At 72.4% G+C, this 23479-nt stretch carries 22 protein-coding genes; 11 read left to right on the top strand and 11 right to left on the bottom strand.

Annotated features, from left to right (window positions below; genetic code table 11):
• Positions 1-252 precede the first annotated feature (252 nt).
• Genes Cba03nite_RS27045 through Cba03nite_RS27035 form a run of 3 tightly spaced genes read left to right on the top strand, consistent with a single transcriptional unit; the run spans position 253 to position 3094 of the window.
• Positions 253-1263 (top strand): LacI family DNA-binding transcriptional regulator, encoded by a 1011-nt coding sequence (locus Cba03nite_RS27045; protein WP_203751846.1) that lies wholly within the window; start codon positions 253-255, stop codon positions 1261-1263.
• Positions 1264-1286: 23 nt separating this feature from the next.
• A complete protein-coding gene (locus Cba03nite_RS27040) occupies positions 1287-2633 on the top strand; it encodes a dihydrolipoyl dehydrogenase family protein (protein WP_203751844.1) in 1347 nt (448 codons plus the stop codon).
• A 17-nt stretch (positions 2634-2650) separates the two neighbouring features.
• Positions 2651-3094, top strand: coding sequence for a hypothetical protein (locus tag Cba03nite_RS27035; RefSeq protein WP_203751842.1), 444 nt, complete (start codon positions 2651-2653; stop codon positions 3092-3094).
• 229 nt (positions 3095-3323) lie between these two features.
• Here the strand turns inward: Cba03nite_RS27035 and Cba03nite_RS27030 are convergent, their stop codons facing one another.
• The 9 genes from Cba03nite_RS27030 to Cba03nite_RS26990 all read right to left on the bottom strand — a co-directional run bounded on the left by Cba03nite_RS27030 (position 3324) and on the right by Cba03nite_RS26990 (position 13616).
• Positions 3324-3929 (bottom strand): hypothetical protein, encoded by a 606-nt coding sequence (locus tag Cba03nite_RS27030; RefSeq protein WP_203751840.1) that lies wholly within the window; start codon positions 3927-3929, stop codon positions 3324-3326.
• 96 nt (positions 3930-4025) lie between these two features.
• Complete coding sequence (locus Cba03nite_RS27025; RefSeq protein WP_203751838.1) at positions 4026-5780, bottom strand: ABC transporter ATP-binding protein; 1755 nt, start codon at positions 5778-5780, stop codon at positions 4026-4028.
• 156 nt (positions 5781-5936) lie between these two features.
• The gene (locus Cba03nite_RS27020) at positions 5937-6407 is read right to left on the bottom strand and encodes a peroxiredoxin (RefSeq protein ID WP_203751835.1); all 471 of its coding nucleotides are present in this window, start codon (positions 6405-6407) and stop codon (positions 5937-5939) included.
• A 72-nt stretch (positions 6408-6479) separates the two neighbouring features.
• A complete protein-coding gene (locus Cba03nite_RS27015; protein ID WP_203751832.1) occupies positions 6480-6842 on the bottom strand; it encodes a cupin domain-containing protein in 363 nt (120 codons plus the stop codon).
• Positions 6843-6955: 113 nt separating this feature from the next.
• On the bottom strand, positions 6956-8392 hold the full coding sequence (locus Cba03nite_RS40420; protein WP_275411622.1) for a glycoside hydrolase family 6 protein: 1437 nt from the start codon (positions 8390-8392) through the stop codon (positions 6956-6958).
• A 211-nt stretch (positions 8393-8603) separates the two neighbouring features.
• A complete protein-coding gene (locus Cba03nite_RS27005) occupies positions 8604-9629 on the bottom strand; it encodes an AEC family transporter (RefSeq protein ID WP_203751829.1) in 1026 nt (341 codons plus the stop codon).
• Between the two features lie 221 nt (positions 9630-9850).
• On the bottom strand, positions 9851-11401 hold the full coding sequence (locus Cba03nite_RS27000; protein ID WP_203751826.1) for an AMP-binding protein: 1551 nt from the start codon (positions 11399-11401) through the stop codon (positions 9851-9853).
• A 147-nt stretch (positions 11402-11548) separates the two neighbouring features.
• Positions 11549-12457 carry a proteasome assembly chaperone family protein gene (locus Cba03nite_RS26995; RefSeq protein ID WP_203751824.1) on the bottom strand — a complete coding sequence of 303 codons (909 nt, stop codon included), beginning with the start codon at positions 12455-12457 and terminating at the stop codon, positions 11549-11551.
• 133 nt (positions 12458-12590) lie between these two features.
• Complete coding sequence (locus Cba03nite_RS26990) at positions 12591-13616, bottom strand: hypothetical protein (protein WP_203751821.1); 1026 nt, start codon at positions 13614-13616, stop codon at positions 12591-12593.
• Positions 13617-13714: 98 nt separating this feature from the next.
• Here Cba03nite_RS26990 and Cba03nite_RS26985 point away from each other — a divergent pair, with 98 nt between their 5' ends.
• From Cba03nite_RS26985 to Cba03nite_RS26970, 4 genes are all read left to right on the top strand, one after another.
• Positions 13715-14317, top strand: a complete 603-nt coding sequence (locus Cba03nite_RS26985; RefSeq protein WP_203751819.1) for a TetR/AcrR family transcriptional regulator — start codon at positions 13715-13717, stop codon at positions 14315-14317.
• A 99-nt stretch (positions 14318-14416) separates the two neighbouring features.
• Positions 14417-14572, top strand: a complete 156-nt coding sequence (locus tag Cba03nite_RS26980) for a hypothetical protein (protein WP_203751817.1) — start codon at positions 14417-14419, stop codon at positions 14570-14572.
• A 58-nt stretch (positions 14573-14630) separates the two neighbouring features.
• A complete protein-coding gene (locus Cba03nite_RS26975) occupies positions 14631-15905 on the top strand; it encodes an MFS transporter (RefSeq protein WP_203751815.1) in 1275 nt (424 codons plus the stop codon).
• A 140-nt stretch (positions 15906-16045) separates the two neighbouring features.
• On the top strand, positions 16046-16648 hold the full coding sequence (locus Cba03nite_RS26970) for a TetR/AcrR family transcriptional regulator (RefSeq protein WP_203751813.1): 603 nt from the start codon (positions 16046-16048) through the stop codon (positions 16646-16648).
• 3 nt (positions 16649-16651) lie between these two features.
• Here the strand turns inward: Cba03nite_RS26970 and Cba03nite_RS26965 are convergent, their stop codons facing one another.
• Positions 16652-17425, bottom strand: coding sequence for a DUF6807 family protein (locus Cba03nite_RS26965; RefSeq protein WP_275411623.1), 774 nt, complete (start codon positions 17423-17425; stop codon positions 16652-16654).
• Between the two features lie 182 nt (positions 17426-17607).
• Positions 17608-18672 carry an arginase family protein gene (locus Cba03nite_RS26960; RefSeq protein ID WP_203751809.1) on the bottom strand — a complete coding sequence of 355 codons (1065 nt, stop codon included), beginning with the start codon at positions 18670-18672 and terminating at the stop codon, positions 17608-17610.
• Positions 18673-18746: 74 nt separating this feature from the next.
• Between Cba03nite_RS26960 and Cba03nite_RS26955 the strand changes: the two genes are divergently transcribed.
• The 4 genes from Cba03nite_RS26955 to Cba03nite_RS26940 all read left to right on the top strand — a co-directional run bounded on the left by Cba03nite_RS26955 (position 18747) and on the right by Cba03nite_RS26940 (position 23388).
• The gene (locus Cba03nite_RS26955) at positions 18747-19850 is read left to right on the top strand and encodes a P1 family peptidase (RefSeq protein WP_203751807.1); all 1104 of its coding nucleotides are present in this window, start codon (positions 18747-18749) and stop codon (positions 19848-19850) included.
• A 106-nt stretch (positions 19851-19956) separates the two neighbouring features.
• Positions 19957-21576: a glycoside hydrolase family 13 protein gene (locus Cba03nite_RS26950; protein WP_203751804.1), complete on the top strand. Its 1620-nt coding sequence runs from the start codon at positions 19957-19959 to the stop codon at positions 21574-21576.
• Between the two features lie 67 nt (positions 21577-21643).
• Positions 21644-22522 carry an alkaline phosphatase family protein gene (locus Cba03nite_RS26945; protein WP_203751801.1) on the top strand — a complete coding sequence of 293 codons (879 nt, stop codon included), beginning with the start codon at positions 21644-21646 and terminating at the stop codon, positions 22520-22522.
• Positions 22523-22524: 2 nt separating this feature from the next.
• Positions 22525-23388, top strand: coding sequence for an EamA family transporter (locus Cba03nite_RS26940; protein ID WP_203751797.1), 864 nt, complete (start codon positions 22525-22527; stop codon positions 23386-23388).
• Positions 23389-23479: the final 91 nt, after the last annotated feature.

The following is a 23479-nucleotide window of genomic DNA, read 5'->3' as shown; positions in this document are numbered from 1 at the left end:
CTCAGGGCGTCAGTAGGAACCCGGCCGCTCATCAGGGCGGTTCGCGGCCGGGCTGAGAGAGCGCTCTCACAGCAGAGCATCGGGCTGTTCTCCTGCGCTGTCAAGGCACGATTTCCAGGGCGTTACCGAGTTGTGCAAACGCTCTCACACAGAAAGCGCTCTCACGTGCGACTTCGCGCCGGAACGCGCGGGCGGTAAGGTCATCTCGGCCCGCCCGTCCGCGGGCCGCCGGAGTGCAGCAAGGGGGAAGGCATGAGCGAGCGCGGCGAGCGGCCCACGCTGGAGGCCGTGGCGCGCCTGGCCGGGGTCTCCCGGGCCACCGTCTCCCGGGTCGTCAACGGCTCACCCAAGGTCGCCGAGCCCATCCGCGCCGCGGTGCGCCGCGCCGTCGAGGAGCTGGGCTACATCCCCAACGCGGCCGCCCGCAGCCTGGTCACCCAGCGCACCGACTCGATCGCCCTGGTCCTGCCGGAGAGCGCCAGCCGCGTCTTCTCCGACGACCCGTTCTTCCCGAGCATCATCCACGGCGTAAGCCAGGAGCTCGACGCCGCGAACAAGCAGCTCGTGCTGATGATGACCAACACCGTCGGCGGGTACGAGCGGGTCGAGCGCTACACCACCGCCCGGCACGTGGACGGGGTGCTGTTCGCCTCCACGCACGGCGTCGACCCGCTGCCCGGCCAGCTGCACCGGCTCGGCGTCCCGGTCGTGGTCAGCGGCCGCCCGCTGGGGCGCTCGCCGGTGCCGTACGTCGACGTGGACCACATCGGCGGCGTGCGCAAGGCCGTACGCCACCTGCTCGACTCGGGCCGGTCCCGGATCGCGACCATCGCCGGGCCGCAGGACATGGTCGCCGGCATCGACCGGCTCGCCGGCTACCGCGCCGAGCTGCAGGGCTCCGACCGGCGCTCGATCGTGGCCGTCGGCGACTTCACCCGCGAGTCCGGGGCCACCGCCATGCGCCAGCTGCTGGAGGACGACCCGCTGCTGGACGCGGTGTTCGTCGCCTCGGACCTGATGGCGCACGGGGCGATCACCACGCTGCGCGAGCTGGGCCGCCGCATCCCCGACGACGTGGCCGTGGTCGGCTTCGACGACTTCGACATCTCCCGGTTCACCGACCCGCCGCTGACCACCGTGCGGCAGCCGATCCTGGAGCTGGGCCGCGAGCTGGCCCGCCAGCTGCTGCGCGTGGTCGCGGGCGACGACGTGCCGTCCTCGGTCGTGCTGCCCACGGAACTGGTGGTACGCGCTTCCGCGTGACCGGATTCGGATATACAGGACTCATGGCTGATGAACTGGACGTCATCGTGCTGGGCCTGGGGGTCGGCGGCGAGGAGGTCGGCGGCAAGCTCGCCGACGCCGGGCTGAGCGTCCTCGGCATCGAGAACCGGCTGGTCGGCGGCGAGTGCCCGTACTGGGGATGCATCCCCAGCAAGATGATGATCAGGGCGAGCGGGCTGCTCACCGAGGGCCGCCGGATCACCGGCATGGCCGGCGCGTCGGAGGTCTTCCCCGACTGGGCCCCGGTCGCGCTGCGCATCCGCGACGAGGCCACCGACTCGTGGAACGACAAGGTCGCCGTCGACCGGTTCACCGGCCGCGGCGGGCGCTTCCTGCGCGGCACCGGCAGGCTCACCGGGCCCAAGCAGGTCGAGGTCGACGGGCAGACGTACACCGCGCGCAAGGGCGTGGTGATCGCGACCGGCACCAAGGCGGCGATCCCGCCCATCCCGGGGCTGGCCGAGGCGCCGTACTGGACCAACAAGGAGGCCATCGAGACCGACACGCTGCCCGCCTCGATCACCGTGCTCGGCGGCGGCGCGATCGGCCTCGAACTGGCGCAGATGTTCGCCCGCTTCGGCGTACGCGTCACCATCGTCGAGGCCATGGACCGGCTGATGGTGTACGAGGAGCCGGAGTCCTCCGAGCTGATCACGGAGATCCTGAAGCGCGAGGGCGTCACCGTGCACACCGGCAGCCGCGCCGAACGCGTCGACGGCATGACCGTGCACCTCGCCGACGGCAGCACGGTCACCTCGGAGAAGCTGCTCGTCGCGACCGGCCGCACCAGTGACCTGCACAAGCTCGGCCTCGACACCGTCGGTCTCGACCCGGCCGCCAAAGCCATCAGCGTGGACGAGCACATGCGGGCCGCCGACGGGCTGTGGGCGGTCGGCGACTGCACCGGCCACGGCGCGTTCACGCACATGGCGATGTACCAGGCCGGGATCGCGATCCGGGACATCCTCGGGCAGGGCGGGCCGCCCGCCGACTACCGGGCACAGCCCCGGGTCACCTTCACCGACCCCGAGATCGGGTCGGTCGGGCTCACCGAGGACGCCGCGCGCCACCACGGCATCCACGTGCAGACGGCGTACACGAAGATCCCCGAGTCGGCGCGCGGGTGGATCCACAAGGCCGGCAACGAGGGGTTCATCAAGCTGGTCGCCGACATGGACCGGGACGTGCTGGTCGGGGCCACCTCGGCGGGACCGAACGGCGGCGAGGTGCTCAGCGCGCTGGCCGTCGCGGTGCACGCCCAGGTGCCGGTGCACCTGCTCAAGAACATGATCTACGCGTACCCGACGTTCCACCGGGCCATCGAGGCGGCCGTGCAGCAGCTCGACTGATACGGGACACTGCCGCCATGCGAACGACCATCGTCCGGATCGGGCTGGCCGGCATGGCGGCGGTGCACCTGTGGTGGGGGCTGTGGGCGTACGCCGCCCCGGCGCACTTCTTCCGCACCTTCCCCGGCTTCGGGCACCACTGGACGGCCGGCTATCCGCCCTACAACGAGCACCTCACCGCCGACCTCGGCGCGACCTTCCTCACCCTGGGCGTCCTGCTCGCCGTCCCCGCCGTGCACTACCGCCCCGCCCTCGCCCGCCTGTCCCTCACCGGCGCCCTCATCTTCGACACCCTGCACCTGGCATACCACCTCACCCACCAGGGCACCCTCACCACCGCCGACTGGACCGCCGGCCTGCTCCCCCTCCTCCTCGGCCTCGTCCTCCCCGCCACCCTCCTCCTCCTGACAAAGGAAGGGCACCTTCTTAACGCTTTCCGTAGAGGAAGGGCACCTTCTTAACCCCTCCCCCACACGAGCGCTCCTCGATCGCCGAACTCCCCGACCCCGGCGCTCCTTGATCGTCCAACTCCCCGACACTGGCGCTTCTTGATCGTCCAACTTGCCTGGCAGACGGGCGTATCTTGAGCCCGCATTCGCCCATCTGCCAGGCAAATCGAACGATCTTGGCGGGGCGGGGCGGGGCGGCGCGGGACGGCCCGGCGCGGCCCGGCGAGGAACGGATCGGGGGTCAGCGGAGGGTGAAGGCGAGCAGTACGAACAGGAACGGCAGGATGCCGAGGCACCAGCTGACGACCGCGGTGAGCAGCGGGACCCGGTAGAACTTCGGCTGCACCGGCTGCGTGCGCCCCTTGTCCGCGCTCGGCAGGTCGGAGTGCGTCTTCGGGAAGAGGCCGCCGAAGCAGGCGACGAACGCGAGCCACGGCAGCACCGCGACCAGCCAGGCGACGTACGAGCCCTTCACGCCGCCACCGCGCCCGCCGCTGAAGTGCTGGGGCACCTCCGGCCCGAGGTACCAGGCGAGCAGCGCGACCAGCGCCCCGTACGCCAACACCAGCGCCGCGTTCACCCAGCCCAGCCGGACGGAGCGCCCCGCCCGCCCGGCCCGCACCGAGTGCAGCACCGCGCCGACAAGCACCGCGACCATGAACGCGCAGATCAGCACGTACCCGACCCCGTGCCAGCGGGAGTAAGCCTCGCGCAGCACCGGGACCTCGTCGGCCAGCTCACCGAGCCACACGGTCCCGCCGACGGTCAGGATCAGGGCCAGGACGCTCAGCGCGATCTGCGCGTCGAGGCGGCGGGTCGCGGTGGTGGAGGAGGAGGAGTCGATCACGGCGGGCATCGTACACATCCCTGTCCCGCCGCCCCGACCGCGAGCCGTTAAGAAGGGCACCTTCTACCACGGAAAACGATAAGAAGGTGCCCTTCCTTACCTGGCCAGGGTGGCGTAGGTGCCGGGGCGGGCGAGCAGTTCGGCGTGGGTCCCGATCTGCTCGATGCACCCGTCGCGCATGACGACGATGCGGTCGGCGTTGCGGATGGTGGACAGGCGGTGCGCCACGACGAACACGGTGCGACCGGCCACCAGGCGCTCCATGGCCTGCTGGATCAGGGATTCGGAGTGGGTGTCCAGCGCCGAGGTCGCCTCGTCCAGGATCAGCACGCGCGGGTCGCGGATCAGGGCGCGGGCGATGGCCAGCCGCTGGCGCTGGCCGCCGGACAGGCGCGCGCCGCGCTCCCCCACCACGGTGTCCAGCCCGTCGGTGAGCTGGTCGACGAAGTCCAGCGCGTTCGCGTCGGCGAGCGCCTGCCGCACCCGCTCCAGGGACACATCGGCCATGCCGTAGGTGACGTTCTCCCGGATGCTGCCCTCGAACAGGATCGGCTCCTGCGGGACCACCGATACGAAGCGCCGGTACGTACGCAGGTCCAGGCTCTCCATGTCGCGGCCGTCGAGCAGGATGCGGCCGGAGGACGGGCGCAGGAAGCCGATGACCAGGTTCAGGATGGTGGACTTGCCCGCACCGGACGGGCCGACCAGCGCGATCCGCTCGCCGGGCGCGACGGCCAGGGTGAAGTCGCGCACGGCGGTGCCCGCCGCGCCGTCGTACGCGAACCCGACGCCCTCGAACGAGACGGCGCCGCGCACCTCCGCCACCTCGGTCTTGCCCGCGTTGACCTCCAGGTCGGGCGCCTGGAGCACCTCGCCGACGGAGCGCACCGACTCCAGCCCCTTCACGATGACCGGGCCGAGGCTCATCAGCGTCATGACGCTCGACGTCAGGGTCGAGAAGAACGCGCTGAGCATCACCACGTCCCCGGCCGTGGTCGACGTCCAGCCGTAGTACGTGGCCAGCGCCGACCCGGCCAGGCACGCCACGCTGAGCACCTGCATCTGGGTCCAGGCCAGCGCGCCGAACCGGCCGTTGAGCAGGTCCAGCCGCAGCCCGGCGCGCAGCACCCGGTCCAGCGTGCCGTCGACGCGGCGCAGCGCGTCGCGCTCCAGGCCGTGCGCGCGGGTGATCGGGATGAGCGTGGTCATCTCGGCGACCCGCGACGACAGCCCCTCCACCTCGCGGCGGAAGCTCTCGTTGTCGGTACGCATCCGGTTGCGCAGGCTCATCACCAGGAACGCCGCGGCCGGCACCAGCACCAGGAAGATCGGCAGGTAGAGCGGCGCCCGGACGGCGATGATCACGGTGCCGCCGAGCAGCATCATCAGCGCGCCCACGCCGACGTCCCCGGCCTGCTGCACCATCTGCTCGATGCCCTCGACGTCGCGGATCACCTTCGACTGGAGCACCGCCGCGCTGGAGCGGGAGTGGTAGCCGATGGAGAGTTCCTGCATACGGCGGCACAGCGCCGAGCGCAGGCGGGTGCCCATGCGGCGGACGGAGCCGCTGTGGTTGCGTACGAACAGCACGTGGAACGGGTAGTTGAGGCTCAGGCAGGCCAGCAGGATCGCGGTGGCCCACCACAGCTGGGCGACGGGCCGGTGCTCCACCACCACGTCGATGACGTTCGCGGTGACCAGCGGCAGCAGCCAGGTCGGGCTGTGCTTGACACCGAACGCGAGCACGCCCAGCGCCAGCCGCCTGCGGTCCTCCCGCAGCAGGTAGGCGACGGTGCGGACCGGGTGCTCGCCGTGGTAGCGGTGGTCAAGGGGGTGCTGCGCCAGCGCCATGTGCCTGCCTAGCCTCGCCGGGCGCACGCGCGCGAGGGGTACGCCGGCGCGACGCCCTTCGCCTTCGAAGTCCACGCCGAGCCTAGGCGACCCGCACCCGCAGAGTTAAGAAGGGCACCTTCTTCTACGCATAGCGTTAAGAAGGTGCCCTTCCTTTCAGGAAGCGAGTTGCTGGACGATCTCCAGGGCGCCGTTGACGTGCTTGCCGATGTTGGCCTGCGAGGAGAAGACGTGGCGCACCACGCCCTCGCGGTCGATCACGTAGGTGACGCGGCCGGGGAGGATGCCGAAGGTGGCGGGGACGTCGTACGCCTTGCGCACCGCGCCGCCCTCGTCGGCCAGCAGCGCGAACGGCAGCCGGTACTTGCTCGCGAACGCGGTGTGCGACTCGACCGAGTCGGAGCTGATGCCGATGACCTGCGCGCCGGCGTCGGTGAAGACCTCGTAGCTGTCGCGCAGCGAGCACGCCTGGGCGGTGCAGCCGGAGGTGTCGTCCTTCGGGTAGAAGTACAGCACCACGGCCTGCTTGCCGCGGTAGTCGCTCAGCCGCACCCGCTCGCCGCTCTGCGAGGCCAGCTCGAAGTCGGGCGCCTCGTCACCGACCTGCGGACCGCGTACCTTTGCCATGCCCTGCCTCCTGTCACCGCCGTCGGACACGAATCGTATTCGGATCCCCCCGGCGCGCCCACCCCGGGCTGATCAGTGCGGCTTGGCGTAGTCGGTGATCTCGCCGAAGTCCACGAAGACCACCGGCTCGTCGCTCACCACCTCGGCGTCGTGGCCGGGCTGGATGGCGACCAGGTCCCCGGCGGTGAAGTCCTGCACGGTCCCGTCCCTCATGGTGACCCGCATCGTGCCCGAGACGCAGTAGCCCAGGTGGGAGGTCTCGCACGCGTCGGCGCCGACGATCGGGCCGATGTTGACCGTCCAGCGCCAGCCCGGCTCGAAGCGCGCCCGGCCGACCGTCTTCCCGGCGACCTGCACCAGGTCCATCCGGCCCTTGCCCGCGAACTCGCGGGACTCGTCGGGCCGGTCGAAGTTCTTCAGCTCGATGCCACCCATGGTGAGCACCTCTTTTCTGCATACCCCCAGAAAATGGCCCTTTATCGACCATAAATCAGGCGGGGGTATGCCGGAGGGCCGGCGCGGAAAACCGCACCGGCCCTCGGCGGACGTCAGCTACAGGTGACGTTGTTGAGCTTGAAACTCGTCGGGTTGGTGTTGCTGCCGCTGTAGGTCGCCTGGAAGCCGAAGCTGGTCGACCCGTTCGTGGCGATGGAGCCGTTGTGCGCGACGTTGCGGGCGGTGACGTTGGCCCCGCTCTGGCTCACCGTGGCGTTCCAGGCGTTGGTGATCGTCTGGTTGCCCGCGTAGGTCCAGGTCAGCGTCCAGGAGGAGACCGCCGCGCCCCGGTTGGTGATGGTCACCGAGGCCACGAACCCCTCACCCCACTGGCTGTCGATCCGATAGCTCACCGAGCACGCGCCGCCGGGCTGCGGCGAAGCCGACGGGCTGCTCGACGGGCTGGCCGACGGGCTCGCCGAAGGGCTGGCCGAGGGGGACGGCGACGGGCTGCGCGACGGGCTCGGCGAGGCCGAGTTCGACGGGGGCGGGCTGGTCACGACGCCGTTCTGCGCCAGCGAGTACGCCAGGTCCGGCACGAACTGCCCCGCGGCCGCGGCGCAGCCGTCCGCCTCACCGGGCAGCTTGATCCAGATGAACGCGTCGACGCTCGCCTCGCCGGTGTTCGTGCTCGGCGCCTGCCCGGTGCCCCGGCCCGCCGGGTCGCACCACTCGCTGCCCAGCGGCCCCTTGCCGTTGCGGGACGTGTCGACCACCTGGTGCAGGTTGCTGTTGCCCAGCGCGCTGAGCACGTTGCGGCCGAACGCGACCTCGTCGGCGGTCCAGCGGTAGTTCGACGCGTTCGAGTAGAAGCCCGCCGAGTTCGCCACGCCCGCCGCCTGCAGCCGCGAGGCGGTGTCGGCGGGGCTGTTCCACGCCGAGTGACCGGCGTCGAGGTACACCTTCGCGTTCGCGTTGACCTGCTTGAACTTGGTCACCGCGTAGCTGAGCGCGGAGTTGCGCTCGGCCTTCTCGGTCGACGACAGGCAGGTCTGCAGCGCCAGCGAGTCCGGCTCCAGGATGATCACGGCGGTGCGCGTGCCCAGACCGGCGGCGAAGCTGTCCACCCAGGTCCGGTACGCGCTGATGCTCGGCGCGCCGCCCGCGCTCGCCCCGCCGCAGTCGCGGTTGGGCAGCATGTACGGCACCAGCACCGGGATCTGGTTCAGGTTGTTGGCGGCGCCCACGTACGCCGACACCTGTGACTGGATCGTGGACGGCTGGTAGTTCGCGAACCACACCGCCTGCGGCTGGCTGCCGATGCGCTGGGAGATCAGCGAGGCGCGGGAGTCGTTCGGGTTGGCCGCGAGCCACCGGTTCACGCTGGACGTGGGGTCGCGGTAGAAGGTGCCGCTCAGCGTGCCGGCGGCGGCCTCGGTGGTGGTCAGCAGCACACCGGCCAGTGCGGTGGCGGCGGTCATCGCGGCGGCGGTGCCGAGTGCGGCAAGCCGCCGGTTACGCCGCGGTGTTGACGTGTGATCGGGAATCAACGCGTCTCCTCGGAAGTCTGTGCATGGTCAACGGGGTCACCCGGACTCGTCCACGACAGACGTCACGCCCAGCCGCGCCCGTGCACTCTGCCCTGGCACCACGCGGCACATCCAGCTCCGCGAATCATCATTCCTCCTACCCGTGAGGAAAGGAAGGGCACCTTCTTAACGCTTTCCGTAGAGGAAGGGCACCTTCTTAACATCTCGCAGGTCAGGCGGGGCCGAGCAGCCAGAGGATCAACGTGAGCGTGCCCATCGACAGCAGGCTGGAGAACAGGATCGCGTTGCGGCTCAGCTCCGTGGCGGCACGGAACTCCGACGCGTACACGAAGGTGTTCTGGGCCGTCGGCAGCCCGGAGACCAGGGTCACCGCCAGCAGGGCCGCGCCGTCGAGGTGCAGCAGGTAGCGGCCGATCAGGTACGCCGCCAGCGGCTGCGCGACGACCTTCAGCAGCACCGCCGCGGCCACGTCCCGGCCGGGCAGCCGCCACGCCCTGCCGTCGGTCTGGTGCAGCGACATGCCGAGCGCGAAAAGCGCCGCGGGCACCGCCGCGCCGCCCAGCAGCTCCAGCGGCCGCAGCAGCCACTCCGGCGGCAGCCAGCCGGCCGCGCTCGCGGTGACCCCGCCGAGCGAGCCCAGGATCACGGGGGTACGCAGCGGCAGCATCGCCAGCCGCCGCCACCGCCCAGGCAAGGCGTCACGACGCGGCCCGGCCTCGCCAGGCGGCCCGGCGTCGCCACTGGGCCCGGCGTCGCCAGGCGGCGCTTCCCCGTCGGCGGGACGGGCGAGCAGGCCGAGGCGGTGGGCCGAGGCGTCGAGCCGGCCGACGATCAGCGGGGTGAGCAGGATCGTCTGGAAGACGAGCACCGCCATGATCAGCGAGACGTCCTTGAGCACGTACAGCGCGACCGGCACGCCGAGGTTGCCCGCGTTCAGGTACGCCGCCGCCATCGCCGCGATGACCCGGTCGCCGTCGGGGCCGGGCATGAGCCGCCGCGCGACGAAGTACACCGCGAGCCCGATGAGCAGCGTGCTCAGCGCGACGGCGGCCAGCGGCCGCAGGGGCAGCTCGCCGAGGGGGACCTTGACCAGCGAGCTGAACAGCACGCACGGGATCGCGATGAGGAAGGTGAAGTTCGCCAGCGCCTGCTGGGTGGCCCGGGTCAGCACCCCGAACCGCATGGTGCCCCAGCCCAGCGCGGTGATCATCCAGATCGGAGCGAACGCGGCGAACACCTGGTCACGCTAGTCCTGCGCGTTTGCAGTCCCCTCAGGCGGGGTCCCTCCCGCCCGAAAAGCGGACCACCAGGGGGTATGCCCGGTGTCACCCGCCCGACCCCAGGAGCCCTGCCCGGCCGGGAGCGGCGCCCATGCCTTGATCCACAGCACCACCCACCGGGACGTTAGGAAGGGCACCTTCTACTACGGAAACCGTTGAGAAGGTGCCCTTCCTTCGCTCACAGCTGGGCGCGGAGGTCCTTGCGGAGGATCTTGCCGGAGGCGCTCTTGGGGATGGTGTCGACGAAGGTGACGGCGCGGACGCGCTTGTACGGCGCCACCCGCTCGGCGACGTAGTCCTGCACGTCCTGGGCGGTGAGTTCGGCGCCGGCGGCGACCGCGACGAAGGCGTGCGGGATCTCCTCGCCCTCGGCGTCGTGCCCGGCGACCACGGCCGCGTCGGCGATGCCGGGGTGGCCGAGCAGCACCGCCTCCAGCTCGGCGGGCGGCACCTGGTAGCCCTTGTACTTGATCAGCTCCTTGACCCGGTCGACGATGAACCAGTCGCCCTCCGCGTCGACCAGCCCCACGTCCCCGGTGTGCAGCCAGCCCTCGGCGTCCACGGTCGCGTCGGTGTCCGCGCGGCGGCCCAGGTAGCCCTGCATCACCTGCGGGCCCTTGATCCACAGCTCGCCGGGCTCGCCGACCCCGAGTTCCGCGCCGGTGGCCACGTCCACGACCTTGGCCAGCGTGTTCGGGATGAGCGGGCCGACGGTGCCCGGCTTGACCCGGGTGTCGCCGTGCACCTGCGCGTGCGAGACGGGAGACAGCTCGGTCATGCCGTAGCCCTGCTGCACCACGCAGCCGAGCCGGTCGGCGCACGCCTGGGCCAGGTCGCCGTCGAGCGGGGCCGCGCCGGAGAAGACCACCCGCAGCGCGGACAGGTCGTACTGGGCCACGAGCGGGTGCTTGGCCAGCGCCAGCACGATCGGCGGCGCGACGAACGCCCGGTTGACCCGCTGGTCCTGCAGCGCGGTGAGGAACTCGGCGAGGTCGAAGCGCGGCAGCACGACCAGCGCGGCGCCCTTGGACAGCGCCATGTTCATCAGCACGGTCAGGCCGTAGATGTGGAAGAACGGCAGCACCGCGAGGACGCGGTCGGCGGGTTCGTACCTGACCACCTCCTGGGTCTGCGCGATGTTCGCGACCAGGTTGCGGTGGGTCAGCATGACGCCCTTGGCCACCCCGGTGGTGCCGGAGGAGTAGGGCAGCACGGCCAGCGTCGTGGCCGGGTCGATCGCGACGGCCGGGGCCGGGTCGGTGGCGGCCATCAGTTCCTGCACCGAGCGGTATCCCTCAGCCGTGTCACAGACGAACACCTCCTGCACCTGCGCGGCCGCGGCCGACGCCCGGTCGAGGAAGGGCGACACGGTGACCAGGAACTTCGCGCCGGAGTCGGACAGCTGCGTGGTGAGGTCCTTGGGCGTGGCGAGCGCGTTGACGGTGGTGACGGTCGCCCCCGCGGCCAGCGCGGCGTGGAACACCACCGGGTAGAGCAGCGTGTTCGGGCTGAACAGCGCCAGCACGTCACCCGGGCGCAGCCCCGCCCCGGCCAGCCCCGCGGCGAGCCGGTCGACCATGTGCGCGAGCTGCGCGTACGTGATGGTCTGGCCGGTGCGCCCGTCGATCAGCGCGGGATGCTCGCCCCGCGCCGCCGCCGGTCCGATGACGAGCTGGGGCACGGAGACCTCGGGGATCTCGACCTCGGCCAGGGGACTCGAAAAGGGCATCGTCGCCTCGCTCTCGCACGCGGTGCACGGAAAGTCCCGTCATCATGCGTGCACATACCCGGTTCGGCAATACCCGGCCAGGGACGCGTTAAGAAGGGCACCTTCCTATACACAAAGCGTTAAGAAGGTGCCCTTCCTTCCTGTGGGTCAGTCCTTGGCGTCGCCCTTGTTGTGTTCGGCGAGGAAGCGTTCGAGCTCGGCGCCCAGCTCCTCGGCGGTGGGCAGCGGCGTCGGCTCGGTGAGCAGATTGCCCGCCCGTCCCCGGGTGAACGCGTCGTACTGCTCCTCCAGCGCCTTGACCACGGCGGCGGCCTGGTGGTTGTCGACGAGCTGGCGCTCGATCTCCTCGCGCACCCGCTCGCCCGCGTCGCGCAGGTCCTCGGTGGGCAGCAGCAGGCCGGTGGCCCGCGAGACCGAGGTCAGCAGCAGCTCGGCGGCCTGCGGATACTCGCTGTCGGCCAGGTAGTGCGGCACGTGCGCGGCGAAGCCCATCGCGTCGTGGCCGGACTCGCCGAGGCGGAACTCCAGCAGGTTGGTCATGCTCGCCGGGACCTGCACGTCGGTGATCCACGGCTCGTGGCCCACCACCAGCTCCGGCCGGGTGCCGTGCGCGGTCACGCCCGCCGGGCGGGTGTGCGGCACGGACATCGGGATGGCGTGTACGCCGATGGTCAGCCGCACCTGGAGCCGGTCGATCAGTCCGGTGACCGCCGCGACGAACCGCTCCCACTGGAAGTCCGGCTCCGGGCCCGTGAGCAGCAGGAACGGGGTGTCGTCATCGTCGCGCAGGGCGTGCAGCTCCAGCTTGGGCGCGTCGTAGGACACCCAGTGGTCGGAGGAGAAGTGCATCAGCGGGCGGCGCGAGCGGTAGTCGTAGAGCTGGTCGAGGTCGAACTCGGCGACCAGGGTCGCGTCGAGCGTGTCGAGCAGGTGCTCGCGGGCCAGCCGGCCGGCCGCGCCCGCGTCCACGAACCCCGAGAGCGCGTGCAGCAGGACCGGCCTGCCCAGCTCGGGCAGCTCGCCGGTCAGCTGGTAGAGCTTCTGTGGGTCCCGCACGTCGTCAGCCTCCTGCAGATGGTCGTCCACCGGAGCCAACAATCACCGCGGTGGGCGCATTCCTGCGCGGGACCGGATCTTCCGCGCACGGATACGCCGGGCGCGCAGGCGGGCGCGCCCGGCGTACGTCGGCTCAGGCAGCCACCGTAGCGCCGAGGCGGCGGGCGGCCTCGTGCGCCTCCGCGTCCGGCTCGGCGGCCTGCGGTTCGGGCTTGCGGCCGAGCCAGCCGACGCCGATCAGGGCGAGACCGACGACGGCCCAGGTGACCAGGACCCACACCGCACCGCCGGCCCCCGCGCCGTCGAACCAGGCGGCCGAGCGCAGCAGGGTGGCTCCGGCGCCGATGGGCAGCCACTGCCCGAACTCGCCCCACGGCTGCGGCAGCAGCTCCGGCGCGGCGGCGACCGCGCCCAGCGCGTTGCCGACCAGCAGGATCAGCACCACGCCGAGGCCGATGCCGGGCGGGCCCGCGACGGTGGCCAGGCCGTGCACGGTGGCGCTGATGGCGAGCACGAGCAGCGAGATCGCCCCGGCCACCGGCAGCCACTCGCCGCCGACCACGCCGAGCCAGCTCTGCAGCACGGTCGCGCCCATCGCCCCGGCCAGCAGGGCGAACGTGATCAGGCCGGTGAGCCGGGCGCCGAAGCGCGGCACCGCGAAATAGAGCGCGATCGCGGCCAGCAGCGACGTGATCACCAGCGGGAAGAAGCCCGCCGCAAACCCGCCGCCGTGCAGGTCGTCCGCGCTCAGCGGGGCGAGGTCCTCGACCGTGACCTGCATGCCGGTGCCCGCACCGAGCTGCGCGGCGGCGGCGCTGAACAGGCTCGCCACCGGCGGCGCGGCGGCCGAGGCCGTGTGCAGGGTGAGACCCGACGGCCCGAGGATGAAGGCGGCGTACGCCTCGCGGTCCAGCACCGCCGCGTCGGCGGCGTCCGCGTCGGCGACCTCGGTGACCGCGAAGGCGCCGGGGCTCGTGGACTCGAGCTTCGCGGTGAACGCGGCGACGGCCGGGGCGGGTCCGGTGACGACCACGGGCAGGTCGCGCGGCGCGATGTTGGCGGCCGGGCCGGCGAACAGGGGCAGCAGCAGCGCCTGGAGGGTCATCACCGCTACGGCGAGGACCACCGCCAGGACCGCCGGGGGCGGAGTGCGGCGCATCGTGGATCTCCTTAAAACGAATGCTCGTTCTCTTAAACACAAGATGCGCTTCCGGCGGGACCGTGTCAAGAACGATCGTTCGTTTTATGATGAGAGCCATGCCACGCGTATCCGAAGCCCATCTCGCCGCCCGCCGCCAGCAGATCCTCGACGCGGCCCGGATCTGCTTCGCCCGCAACGGCTTCCACGCCACCTCGATGCAGGATGTGATCAGCGAGGCCGAGCTGTCCGTCGGCGCGTTCTACCGCTACTTCCGCAGCAAGGAGGAGCTGATCCAGGCGATCGCAGAGGAGGTGCTCGGCTCGGTGGACGCGCTGCTCGACGAGATGCGCGCCATGGACTCCCCGCCCCCGATCGCCGACGTGATGCGGCGGCTGATCCGCTTCGTCGACCTGCAGACCGGCCCGGCCGGGGTGTTCCCGATGGCGCTGCAGGTCTGGTCCGAGTCGCTGCGCAACCCGCAGCTCGCCGAGTTCGTGCGGCGGGTGTACGGCCGCATGCGCGGCCACTTCGACGACCTCGCCCGCCGCCAGATCGAGGCGGGGCGGCTGCCCGCCGACGCCGACCCGCACGCGGTGGGCTCGGTGCTGTTCGGCCTCATCCCCGGCTACGCGTTGCAGCGGGTGCTGCTGGGCGAGCTGGAGGCGGAGACCTTCCTCGCCGGCCTCGAGGCGCTGTCGCACACTCCCGTGTCTCGTTGAGACCAGTGTGACCTGGGCGCCTCTGTGCCAGGCACGGCCTTCTTTGACTGATGGCTCAGTCAGGAAGTAGCCTTCAGGGGAACCGGGAGGGGTGTCGGCATGGCCACGCGGGCCGCAGGGCGCAGCGAGCAGGTCCGGATCTCCATGGAAGACGGGGCCCACTTCACGACGAAAGTGACGCTGACGGCGTACGAGGACGACGCCGTCGTGGTGAAGCGCTGCTGGAGCCGCCAGGCGGCCCGCCGCTTCGGTTGACGTCGCCGCCCAGCGCCGACGCCCACCGCTTCTCTCCTCACTCATTGGAGCTCGTCCCATGTCCGGCCTCGCGGTCGTCACCGCTGCCCGCCGTTACCGTGCCCTCATCGCCAGCCCCGGGGTCGCCCGGGTGGCGCTGCCGTCCCTGATCGGGCGCCTGCCCTACGGCATGGCCACGCTCGTGTTCATCCTGGCCGTCCAGCACGGCACCGGCTCGTACGCGGTGGCCGGCATCGCCACCGGCGTGCACTCGGCGATCACCGCCTTCACCGCGCCCTGGCTCGGCCGGCTCTGCGACCGCGGCCACGCCGTCGCCGTGCTGCGCACCACCGGCATCCTCTACGGCGTGCTGCTCACCGGCATGGTCGCCGCGCTCGCCACACACCAGCACGTCGGGCTGATCCTCGGCCTGGCCGCGCTGGCCGGCGCCGCCAACCCGCCCGTCGGCGCGGTCACCCGCGTGGTGCTGCCGGGCCTGGCCCCGCAGCACGTGCAGACGGCGTACGCGTTCGACGCGATCACCGTCGAGCTGACGTACGTGCTCGGCCCGGTGCTGATCGCCCTGGTCACCGCGATCAGCAACCCGTACGCGGCGGTGGTGCTCACCGCGCTGCTGGCCACCGCGGGCTCGCTGGGCCTGGCCGCCGCGCCCGGCCTGACCGCCCGCTACCGCGAGGTGCGCACCGCCGCGCTCGCCGCGGCCGCCGAGTCAGAGGCCGCCCGAGCCCGGCTCACCGGCCGCCTGATGAAGCTAAGCCTGGCCGTCGTGCTGGTGGTGGGCGCGCTGGAGGCCGCCGCGTACGGCGTCATGGAGGTGGCCATTCCCAAGTACGCCGCCGACCTCAACGCGCCGCAGTTCGCGGGCGCGGTGGTGGCCGCCTGGAGCGCCGGTTCGATCGTCGGCGGCATCTGGTTCTCCGGCATGAACCCGCGGCTGGGTCGAGCCCGCCTGTTCGCGCTGCTGCTGTGCCTGAACACGGTCGGCTTCGCGGCGATGCTGCTCGCCTTCGACCTGCCCAGCCTGGCCGTGATCCTGTTCCTCGGCGGCCTGGTCATCTCGCCGACCACCGCCGTGGAGTGCGAACTGGTCACCCGCATCGCCCCCGCCGCGCGCACCACCGAAGCGTTCACCTGGGTGGGCACCGGCATCTACGTCGGCTTCGCGGCCGGCTCGTCCCTGTCCGGCCTGCTCATCAACGAGGGCACCGCGCTCTCCGTCGTGATCCTGACCGCCACCGCCATGGTCGGCACCGGCGCCCTGCTCGCCACCACCGCCGCCCGCCGCATCGCCCGCGACGCCACCCCCACCCCGACCCCCGCCCCCGCCCACTGAGCACACGTCGATCATCCGACTTGCCCGGCACCTGGGCGTATCTTGAGCGCTCGTTCGCCCATGTGCCTGACAGGTCGGACGATCATCCGGGGCGGTCGGCGGATGGTGGGGGACGGGCGGGGGTGGGTTAGGGTTCAGCGGTGGCACGACGTACTGCCGAAGTGCGCCTCGATGCGCTGCTGCGGACCGCGGTGGACGTGATCGTCGAGCGCGGTTTCGCCAACACCCGCACCGCCGACGTCGCCAAGGCGGCCGGGGTCAGCCAGGCGCTCGTCTTCTACCACTTCACCAGCAAGGACGCCCTGCTCTCGCAGGCGTTCGCGTACGCCGCCGACCAGGACCTGGCCCGGCTCCACTCGGTGATCAGCTCCAACGCGTCCTCGGTGGAGAAGCTCAAGCGGCTGGTCAAGCTGCTCGCCCCGACCGGCCGCTCCAAGTCCTGGATGATGTGGATCGACGGCTGGTCGGAGGCGCTGCGCACCCCCGAACTGGAGAAGGTGTCGCGCCGGATGGACCTGCGGTGGAAGGAGGGCCTCACCGAGGTCATCGCCGCCGGGGTCGCCGACGGCTCGTTCACCTGCGACGACCCGGCCGGCGCGGCGTGGCGCATCAACGCCATCATCGACGGCCTCGCGGTGCAGCTCACCGTGCACGAGAAGGCGATCTCCCGCAAGCAGGCCTTCGACTGGATGCGCATGGTCGCCGCCCGCGAGGTCGGCCTCGACCCCGCCGCGCTCGCCTGACCCTCAGTCGCTGATCACCACCCGCAGCGAACCGGTGCGGGTCTCCCCCGCCCCGATCACGCGCGGCTGCTCGTACGCCCACGCCTGGCACACCCCCGGATACCCGGTCGCGCCCTCGCTGGTCCGCACGAACCAGCGGTCCCCGTCGCCGAGCCCCGAGAACACGAGGGTGTACGCCGCCCCGCCCGACTCGCCCCGCCACACCAGCTCGGGCTCAACACTCCCGTTCACCTGCTCCTCGCCGCTCAGCTCCCCCGCGCTGAGCCCCAGGTTCGCCCCCGGCGCCACCCGCCAGAAGCACCCGCCGTACCCGGCTCCGCCCGGCCGCCCGTTCGTCGCCGGGCTGCCCAGCACGACCTCCTCCTCGGCGCTCAGCTCCCACCCGAGCTCCAGCACCCACGCCCGCTCGTCGAGATGAGCCGCCGCCACCGTCCGCCGCTCCCGCAGCAGCACCTTCCCGTCGGCCCCCCGCCACGCCAGCCGCTCCACGAACCCGTCCGCCCGCACCTCGTCGAACCCCTCCGAAGTGATCGCCCCATGATCGTCGAGCCAGGTGTACCCCCGGTCCCGCACATAGGTGCGCCCACCCCACAGGTTGTTCCGGTTCACGTCCTGCACCGCCAGCGACAACCCCAGATGCCACCGATGATCCTCAGGAAACGCATCGCTCACCACGGTCCCGGCGAGTGTCCGCAAAGGATGCAGATACGGCCGCACCCCCAGGCTCCGCTCCACCCCCACCCCGTCGCGATACTCCCCCACAACCCGCCCCGCCACCGTCAGCTTCAACTCCACGCCGCCCACCCTCCACTACGGCGCCGATCTTGCGTGAACTGTGGGTGCGACACGCCCAATAAGGACATATCCCTAACAGTTCGCGCAAGATCGACGCGATCAAACGCGCCGACGCGTCGCGACGCCGAGCGCGACGCGGTGCGGTAAGCGCTTTCCGCGTGAGGTTAGCGGGTTCCCGTCACGCCCGCCAGGGTGGCTACGGTGAGGGGGCCGAGGGTGGGGAGGTGGTAGCCGCCCTCGTGGACGGCGACGACGGGCAGGCCCAGGTCGCGGACCAGGGCGCCGGTGTGCGCGTAGCCGTCCTCGGTGACCTGGAGCGGGCTTTCGGGGTCGTCCTGGGCGGCGTCGACGCCGAGGGAGAGCACGACGGCGTCGGCGCGGTCGCCGATGAACTCGACCAGGCGGCGAACCCCGGCCAGCCAGCCGGCGTCGCCGGTGCCGGGGGCGAGCGGCACATTGAGGTTCGCGCCCTCGCCCGCGCCGGTGCCGGTCTCGTCGCCGAACCCGGCGTAGTGCGGGAACCAGCCCGCCCCCGGGTCCACGTGCACGGACGTGTACAGCACGTCGGCGCGGTCGTAGAAGATGGACTGGGTGCCGTTACCGTGATGGGCGTCCACATCGACCACCGCGACCCGGGCCACGCCCGCGCGCCGCAGCGCCAGCACCGCCACCGCCGCGTTGTTCAGGTAGCACGAGCCGCCGAAGCCGGTGCGGGTCGCGTGGTGGCCGGGCGGACGGCAGAGGGCGTACGCGGCCCGCTCCCCCGCGGCGACCAGGTCGGCCGCGGTGGCGGCGGCGTGCGCGGCGGCCCGTGCCGCGGGCCAGGTGCCCGGCCCGACCAGGGTCATCGTGTCGTAGCAGAACTGCCCCGCCCGCGCGTGCGTGGCCGTGGGCGTACGCACCGGCAGCCCTTCCAGCATCGCCGGGGTCGGGAAGACGTACGGCGTCACGCGGTCGGTGTACTCGAGGTAGCCGCCCTCGGTCCACTGGCCGTAGACCCCGGCGAGATGGGCCAGCAGCTCGGGCGAGTGCGCCTGCGCGAGCAGGTCGTCGCCGAGCGGCCGGGCCTCGACCAGCCGCGCGCCCGCCGCGACCAGCGCGGAGCGCAGCACCGTGGCGCGTTCGGGCAGCTCCGTGCCGGGGGTGCGGACGCCGATCCAGATCTCGGCGCCGGGCACGTGCCGCAGCACCTCGTCGCTCCACACCACGGGCAGGTCCAGCTTCGCCATCCCGGCATGATGCCAGCCCGCGCAGCTCCGGCACGGCGATCGTTACTGAGTCGAGACTCAGTTAGGCTGCGCCCATGCCTCGCGTCTCCGATCTCGGGATCACCATCGGCTCCCTGCCCAGCGGCCCCAGCGGCTCCATCCTCGACGTGCCGGGGGTGGGCGTCGGGCACGCCACCGTGTGGCGCGACGAGGAGCCTCCGCCGGCCGGGCGTGGCGTCGCGCGTACCGGCGTCACGGTCGTCGACCCGGGCGGCAACGCGTTCCGGGAGCCGATCCCGGCGGGGGGCGCGGTCCTCAACGGCGCGGGCGAGTGCACCGGCTTCCTGTCCGCACAGGAGTGGGGCCTGGCCGAGACGCCGATCTTCCTGACCTCCACCATGCAGCTCGGCCGGGTGTACGACGCGGCGTGCGAGCTGCTCATGGCCGAGGAGCCCGCGATCGGCGACGACGACGTGATCATCCCGGTGGTCGCCGAGTGCGACGACAGCTTCCTGTCCGAGTCCCGCCGCATGCAGGTGACCCGCGACGACGTGGCCAAGGCGCTGACCGCCGCGCGGGACGCCGCCGCGCGCGCCGGAGCCGACCGCGCGGCGGGCGACGCTCCGCAGCCGCCAGCCGAGGGCGCGGTCGGCGCGGGCACCGGCATGAGCTGCCTGGGCTTCAAGGGGGGTATCGGCACCGCGTCGCGCGTGCTGCCCTCGGGCCACACCGTGGGCGTGCTCGCGATGACCAACTTCGGCGAGCGCGGCCGCCTCACCGTCGCGGGCGTCCCGGTCGGCCAGCTGCTGCCGCCCGCCCCCGCGCCGACCGCGCCACCGGCGGGCTCCTGCATCGTCATCGTGATCACCGACGCGCCCATCGATCCGGCGGGCTGCCAGCGCCTGGCCCGCCGCGCCGGGCTCGGGCTGGCCCGCACCGGCTCGACCGCGCACCACGCCAGCGGCGAGATCTTCCTCGCCCTGGCCACCGGACTGCGCGCCCCGCGCGGCACCACCCCGGCCGTGCCCGCGCTGCAGGGCCGCGCCCTGGACCCGTTCTTCGCCGCCGCCGTCGAGGCCACCGAGGAGAGCGTCCTGAACAGCCTCCTCAACGCCCCGACGGTGGTCGGGCGCGGCGGCAACTCGTCGGAGGGCCTGCCCGTCGACCGCGTCCGCGCCCTGCTCGCCCTCCACTCCTGAGGCCGTCCGCCGTTGACCGCTGGTGAGTGGGGCCGGTAGTGTTCGGCCGCACGGAAAACGTTTACCATCGCGTTTCCACAGGCCCCACCTCACCCACGGAGCCAGCATGTCCGCACGCCCCGACCGCCCCTGGTGGCGCGACGCCGTCATCTACCAGGTGTATCCGCGCAGCTTCGCCGACGGGAACGGCGACGGCGTCGGCGACCTCACCGGCCTGCACGAGCGCCTGCCGTACCTGCGCGATCTCGGCGTGGACGCGATCTGGCTGAGCCCGTGGTACGTCTCGCCGATGGCCGACGCCGGCTATGACGTGGCCGACTACCGGGACATCGATCCGCTGTTCGGCACGCTGGCGCAGGCCGAGGAGCTGATCGCGCAGGCGCACGCGCACCGGCTGCGGATCATCGTCGACATCGTGCCCAACCACTGCTCCGACCGGCACCCGCGCTTCCAGGCGGCGCTCGCGGCGGGGCCGGCCTCGCCGGAGCGGGCGCTGTTCTGGTTCCGGCCCGGCCGGGGCGAGCACGGCGAGCTGCCCCCCAACGACTGGACGTCGCACTTCGGCGGCCCGGCCTGGACCCGCGCCGACGACGGCGAGTGGTTCCTGCACATGTTCGCCCCCGAGCAGCCCGACTGGAACTGGGACCATCCCGCCGTGGGCCGGGACTTCGAGACGACGCTGCGGTTCTGGCTCGACCGCGGGGTGGACGGGTTCCGCATCGACGTCGCCGACCACCTGGTGAAGGACCCGGCGCTGCCGGACGCGGGGCCGCTGCCGGCGGAGGCGATCCGCCCGTGGCGCGATCAGGAGGGCGTGCACGACATCTACCGGTCCTGGCGGAAGATCGCCGACTCGTACCCGCAGCGCGGGGTGTTCGTCGGTGAGCTGTGGGACGACGACCCCGTCCGGTTCACCCGCTACCTGCGCCCGGACGAGCTGCACACCGGCTTCAACTTCCCGTTCCTGTCCTGCCCCTGGGACGCCGCCGCGTTCCGGTACGTCATCGACCTGACCCTGGCCACGCACGCGCTGGTCGGCGCACCCGCGACGTGGGTGCTGTCCAATCACGACGTGGTACGCCACGTCACCCGCTACGGCCGGGCGCGCACCGCGCACTCGTTCGACGACGCGAAGCACACGATGCCCAGCGACCTCGCCCTCGGCACCCGGCGCGCCCGCGCCGCCGCGCTGCTCAGCCTGGCGCTGCCCGGCTCGGCGTACCTCTACCAGGGTGAGGAGCTGGGGCTGCCCGAGGTCGAGGACATCCCGGAGGCGCTGCTGCAGGACCCGCGCTGGCCCCGGTCCGGGTACACCGACCGGGGCCGGGACGGCTGCCGGGTGCCGCTGCCGTGGTCCGGGGACGCCGCGCCGTACGGGTTCAGCCCGGACGGCGCGGCCGCCGCGCCGTGGCTGCCGCAGCCCGCGAGCTGGGCCGGGCTGTCAGCCGCCGCGCAGACCGGCGACCGCCGCTCCACGCTGGAGCTGTACCGGCGCGCGCTGCACCTGCGCCGCACCGAGCCCGACCTCGGCGACGGCACGCTCACCTGGCTGACCGCCCCGGACGGCGTGCTGCACTTCCGCCGCGGTGACGGCTTCGCCTGCCTGGTCAACCTCGGCGACACGGCGGTGCCGCTGCCGCCGTACGAGTACGTCCTGCTCACCAGCGATCCCCTGGAGGACCTGCACGTGGCCCCGAACACCGCCGTCTGGCTGCGTGTCGCATGAGCGAGCGCAGCGAGCGAATCATCGGCACGGTCCGTCGTGCGGGAGCCGAGCGCAGCGAGGCGAGCGCATGACCGGGCACATCCTCGTGGTCGGGATCGACGGCGTACGCCTGGACACGCTGCGCGCCGCGCGCACGCCGCACCTGGACGCGGTCGAGGCGGCGGGCTGGCTGGCCGGGTTCGAGCTGAGCGAGGACGCGCCGACCCTGTCCGGGCCGACCTGGGCGTCGGTGGCGACCGGGCTGTGGCCGCGGGTGCACGGCATCCACGGCAACGTGTTCGCCGGGCACCGGCTGGCCGCGTTCCCGGACGTGTTCACGACCGCCAAGCGCCGCGGCTTCGCCACGTACGTCGGGGCGACCTGGTCGCCGCTGGTCACCACCGAGCACGGCGGCCCGCTGTTCGCCGCGCCGACCCGCCTGGCGTACGCCGACGGGCACGCGCTCGGCCACGACCGCGCCGACCAGGACGTCGCCGACGACGCGGCCCGCGCGCTCGGCACGGGCGGCTTCGACGCCGCGTTCGTGTATCTCGGCGAGCCCGACGAGGTCGCGCACGAGCTGGGCACCGGCCCGGAGTACACGGCCGCGGTCGAGCGGGCGGACCGCCGCCTCGGCCAGGTGCTCGCCGCGGTGCGCGCCCGTCCCGGCTTCGCCGCCGAGCGGTGGACGTTCCTCGTGGTCACCGATCACGGGCACCGCGACGAGGGCGGCCACGGCGGGCGTACCCGCTGGGAGCGCACCGCGTGGCTCGCGGCCTGCGGCGCGGGCATCGGGCCGCAGGCCCCCACCGGGGTGAGCCACGTGTCGGTCGCCCCGACCGTGCTCGACGTGCTCGGCCAGGACCTGCGCCACGAGAGCCATCTCGCGGGCGTCTCGCTGCTGGTTCACCGCCCGGCCGCGCCGAGCGCCGCCGTCGCGGCCGTCCCCGCCCCGGCCGGGGTCTGACCATGTCGCCGCTGGCTCTCGGCCTGATCGCCGCCTCTGTGGTGTGCCACGCCACCTGGAATCTGATGTCCAAACGCGCCGCCGTCGCGGGCACCCTGTTCGTCGCCGTCTGGTCGGTCGTCGCGGCGCTGATCTGGGCCCCGTTCGGGATCTGGGCGCTGGTCACGAGCTGGGACCGGCTCGGCTGGGGCAGCCTCGGCCTGCTCGGCGGCGCGGCCCTGCTGCACACCGGCTACTACCTGCTGCTCCAGCGCGGGTACGCGGTCGGCGACCTGTCGGTGGTGTACCCGGTCGCCCGCGGCCTGGGCCCGGTGCTGATCTGCGCGGTGGCGGTGCCGGTCTTCGGCGAGGACCCCGGCCTGCTCGGCTGGGCGGGCACGCTCGCGCTGTCGGTGAGCGTGGCGCTGATCGGCAGGCCCGACGCGGACGCGCTCAAGCGGCGCGCCCCGATCTTCTACGCGCTCGGCGTGGGCGTGTTCATCGCCGCGTACACCCTCTGGGACCGCAACGCGGTGGCGGTGGCCGCCCTGTCGCCGATCCTGGTCAACTGGGGCGGCGACACCGGCCGCGCGCTGCTGCTGGCACCGGTGCTGATCCGCCAGCGGGCGAGGGTGCGGCAGGTGTGGCGGGACCACCGGCGCGAGGTGTTCGGCACCGCGATCTGCTCGCCGGGGGCGTACATGCTGGCGCTGACCGCGATGACGATGGCCCCGGTGACCGTGGTCGCGCCGCTGCGCGAGGTCAGCGTGCTGCTGGTGGTGTTCCTCGGGGCCCGGCTGCTCGGCGAGCGCGACATGTGGCGGCGGCTGCTCGCCGCCCTCGGCGTGGTCGCGGGTGCCGTCGCCGTCACGCTCGGCCGCGGCTGACGTCCCCCGACACGGGGCGTGCCGCTGATCACGCAGGTGGGGAGCCCGGATGACGGGATCGTGAGATCGGCGGACGGCGCCGGTGAGTAGC

It is taken from the genome of Catellatospora bangladeshensis, from assembly GCF_016862575.1.
Taxonomy (GTDB): domain Bacteria; phylum Actinomycetota; class Actinomycetes; order Mycobacteriales; family Micromonosporaceae; genus Catellatospora; species Catellatospora bangladeshensis.
The sequence above is the reverse complement of the archived record's forward strand: the minus strand, read 5'-3'. Positions and strand labels throughout refer to the sequence as shown.

Bases quoted from the DNA above. Each gene is read 5' to 3' on its own strand.
- Cba03nite_RS27025 (WP_203751838.1), bottom strand. From the start codon at position 5,780: ATGGCGCTGGCGCAGCACCCCCTTGACCACCGCTACCACGGCGAGCAC.
- Cba03nite_RS27020 (WP_203751835.1), bottom strand. From the start codon at position 6,407: ATGGCAAAGGTACGCGGTCCGCAGGTCGGTGACGAGGCGCCCGACTTC.
- Cba03nite_RS26975 (WP_203751815.1), top strand. From the start codon at position 14,631: ATGTCCGGCCTCGCGGTCGTCACCGCTGCCCGCCGTTACCGTGCCCTC.
- Cba03nite_RS26940 (WP_203751797.1), top strand. From the start codon at position 22,525: ATGTCGCCGCTGGCTCTCGGCCTGATCGCCGCCTCTGTGGTGTGCCAC.
- Cba03nite_RS27035 (WP_203751842.1), top strand. From the start codon at position 2,651: ATGCGAACGACCATCGTCCGGATCGGGCTGGCCGGCATGGCGGCGGTG.
- Cba03nite_RS26990 (WP_203751821.1), bottom strand. From the start codon at position 13,616: ATGCGCCGCACTCCGCCCCCGGCGGTCCTGGCGGTGGTCCTCGCCGTA.
- Cba03nite_RS27040 (WP_203751844.1), top strand. From the start codon at position 1,287: ATGGCTGATGAACTGGACGTCATCGTGCTGGGCCTGGGGGTCGGCGGC.
- Cba03nite_RS26945 (WP_203751801.1), top strand. From the start codon at position 21,644: ATGACCGGGCACATCCTCGTGGTCGGGATCGACGGCGTACGCCTGGAC.
- Cba03nite_RS26985 (WP_203751819.1), top strand. From the start codon at position 13,715: ATGCCACGCGTATCCGAAGCCCATCTCGCCGCCCGCCGCCAGCAGATC.
- Cba03nite_RS27000 (WP_203751826.1), bottom strand. From the start codon at position 11,401: ATGCCCTTTTCGAGTCCCCTGGCCGAGGTCGAGATCCCCGAGGTCTCC.
- Cba03nite_RS26955 (WP_203751807.1), top strand. From the start codon at position 18,747: ATGCCTCGCGTCTCCGATCTCGGGATCACCATCGGCTCCCTGCCCAGC.
- Cba03nite_RS27045 (WP_203751846.1), top strand. From the start codon at position 253: ATGAGCGAGCGCGGCGAGCGGCCCACGCTGGAGGCCGTGGCGCGCCTG.
- Cba03nite_RS26960 (WP_203751809.1), bottom strand. From the start codon at position 18,672: ATGGCGAAGCTGGACCTGCCCGTGGTGTGGAGCGACGAGGTGCTGCGG.
- Cba03nite_RS26950 (WP_203751804.1), top strand. From the start codon at position 19,957: ATGTCCGCACGCCCCGACCGCCCCTGGTGGCGCGACGCCGTCATCTAC.
- Cba03nite_RS26980 (WP_203751817.1), top strand. From the start codon at position 14,417: ATGGCCACGCGGGCCGCAGGGCGCAGCGAGCAGGTCCGGATCTCCATG.
- Cba03nite_RS27015 (WP_203751832.1), bottom strand. From the start codon at position 6,842: ATGGGTGGCATCGAGCTGAAGAACTTCGACCGGCCCGACGAGTCCCGC.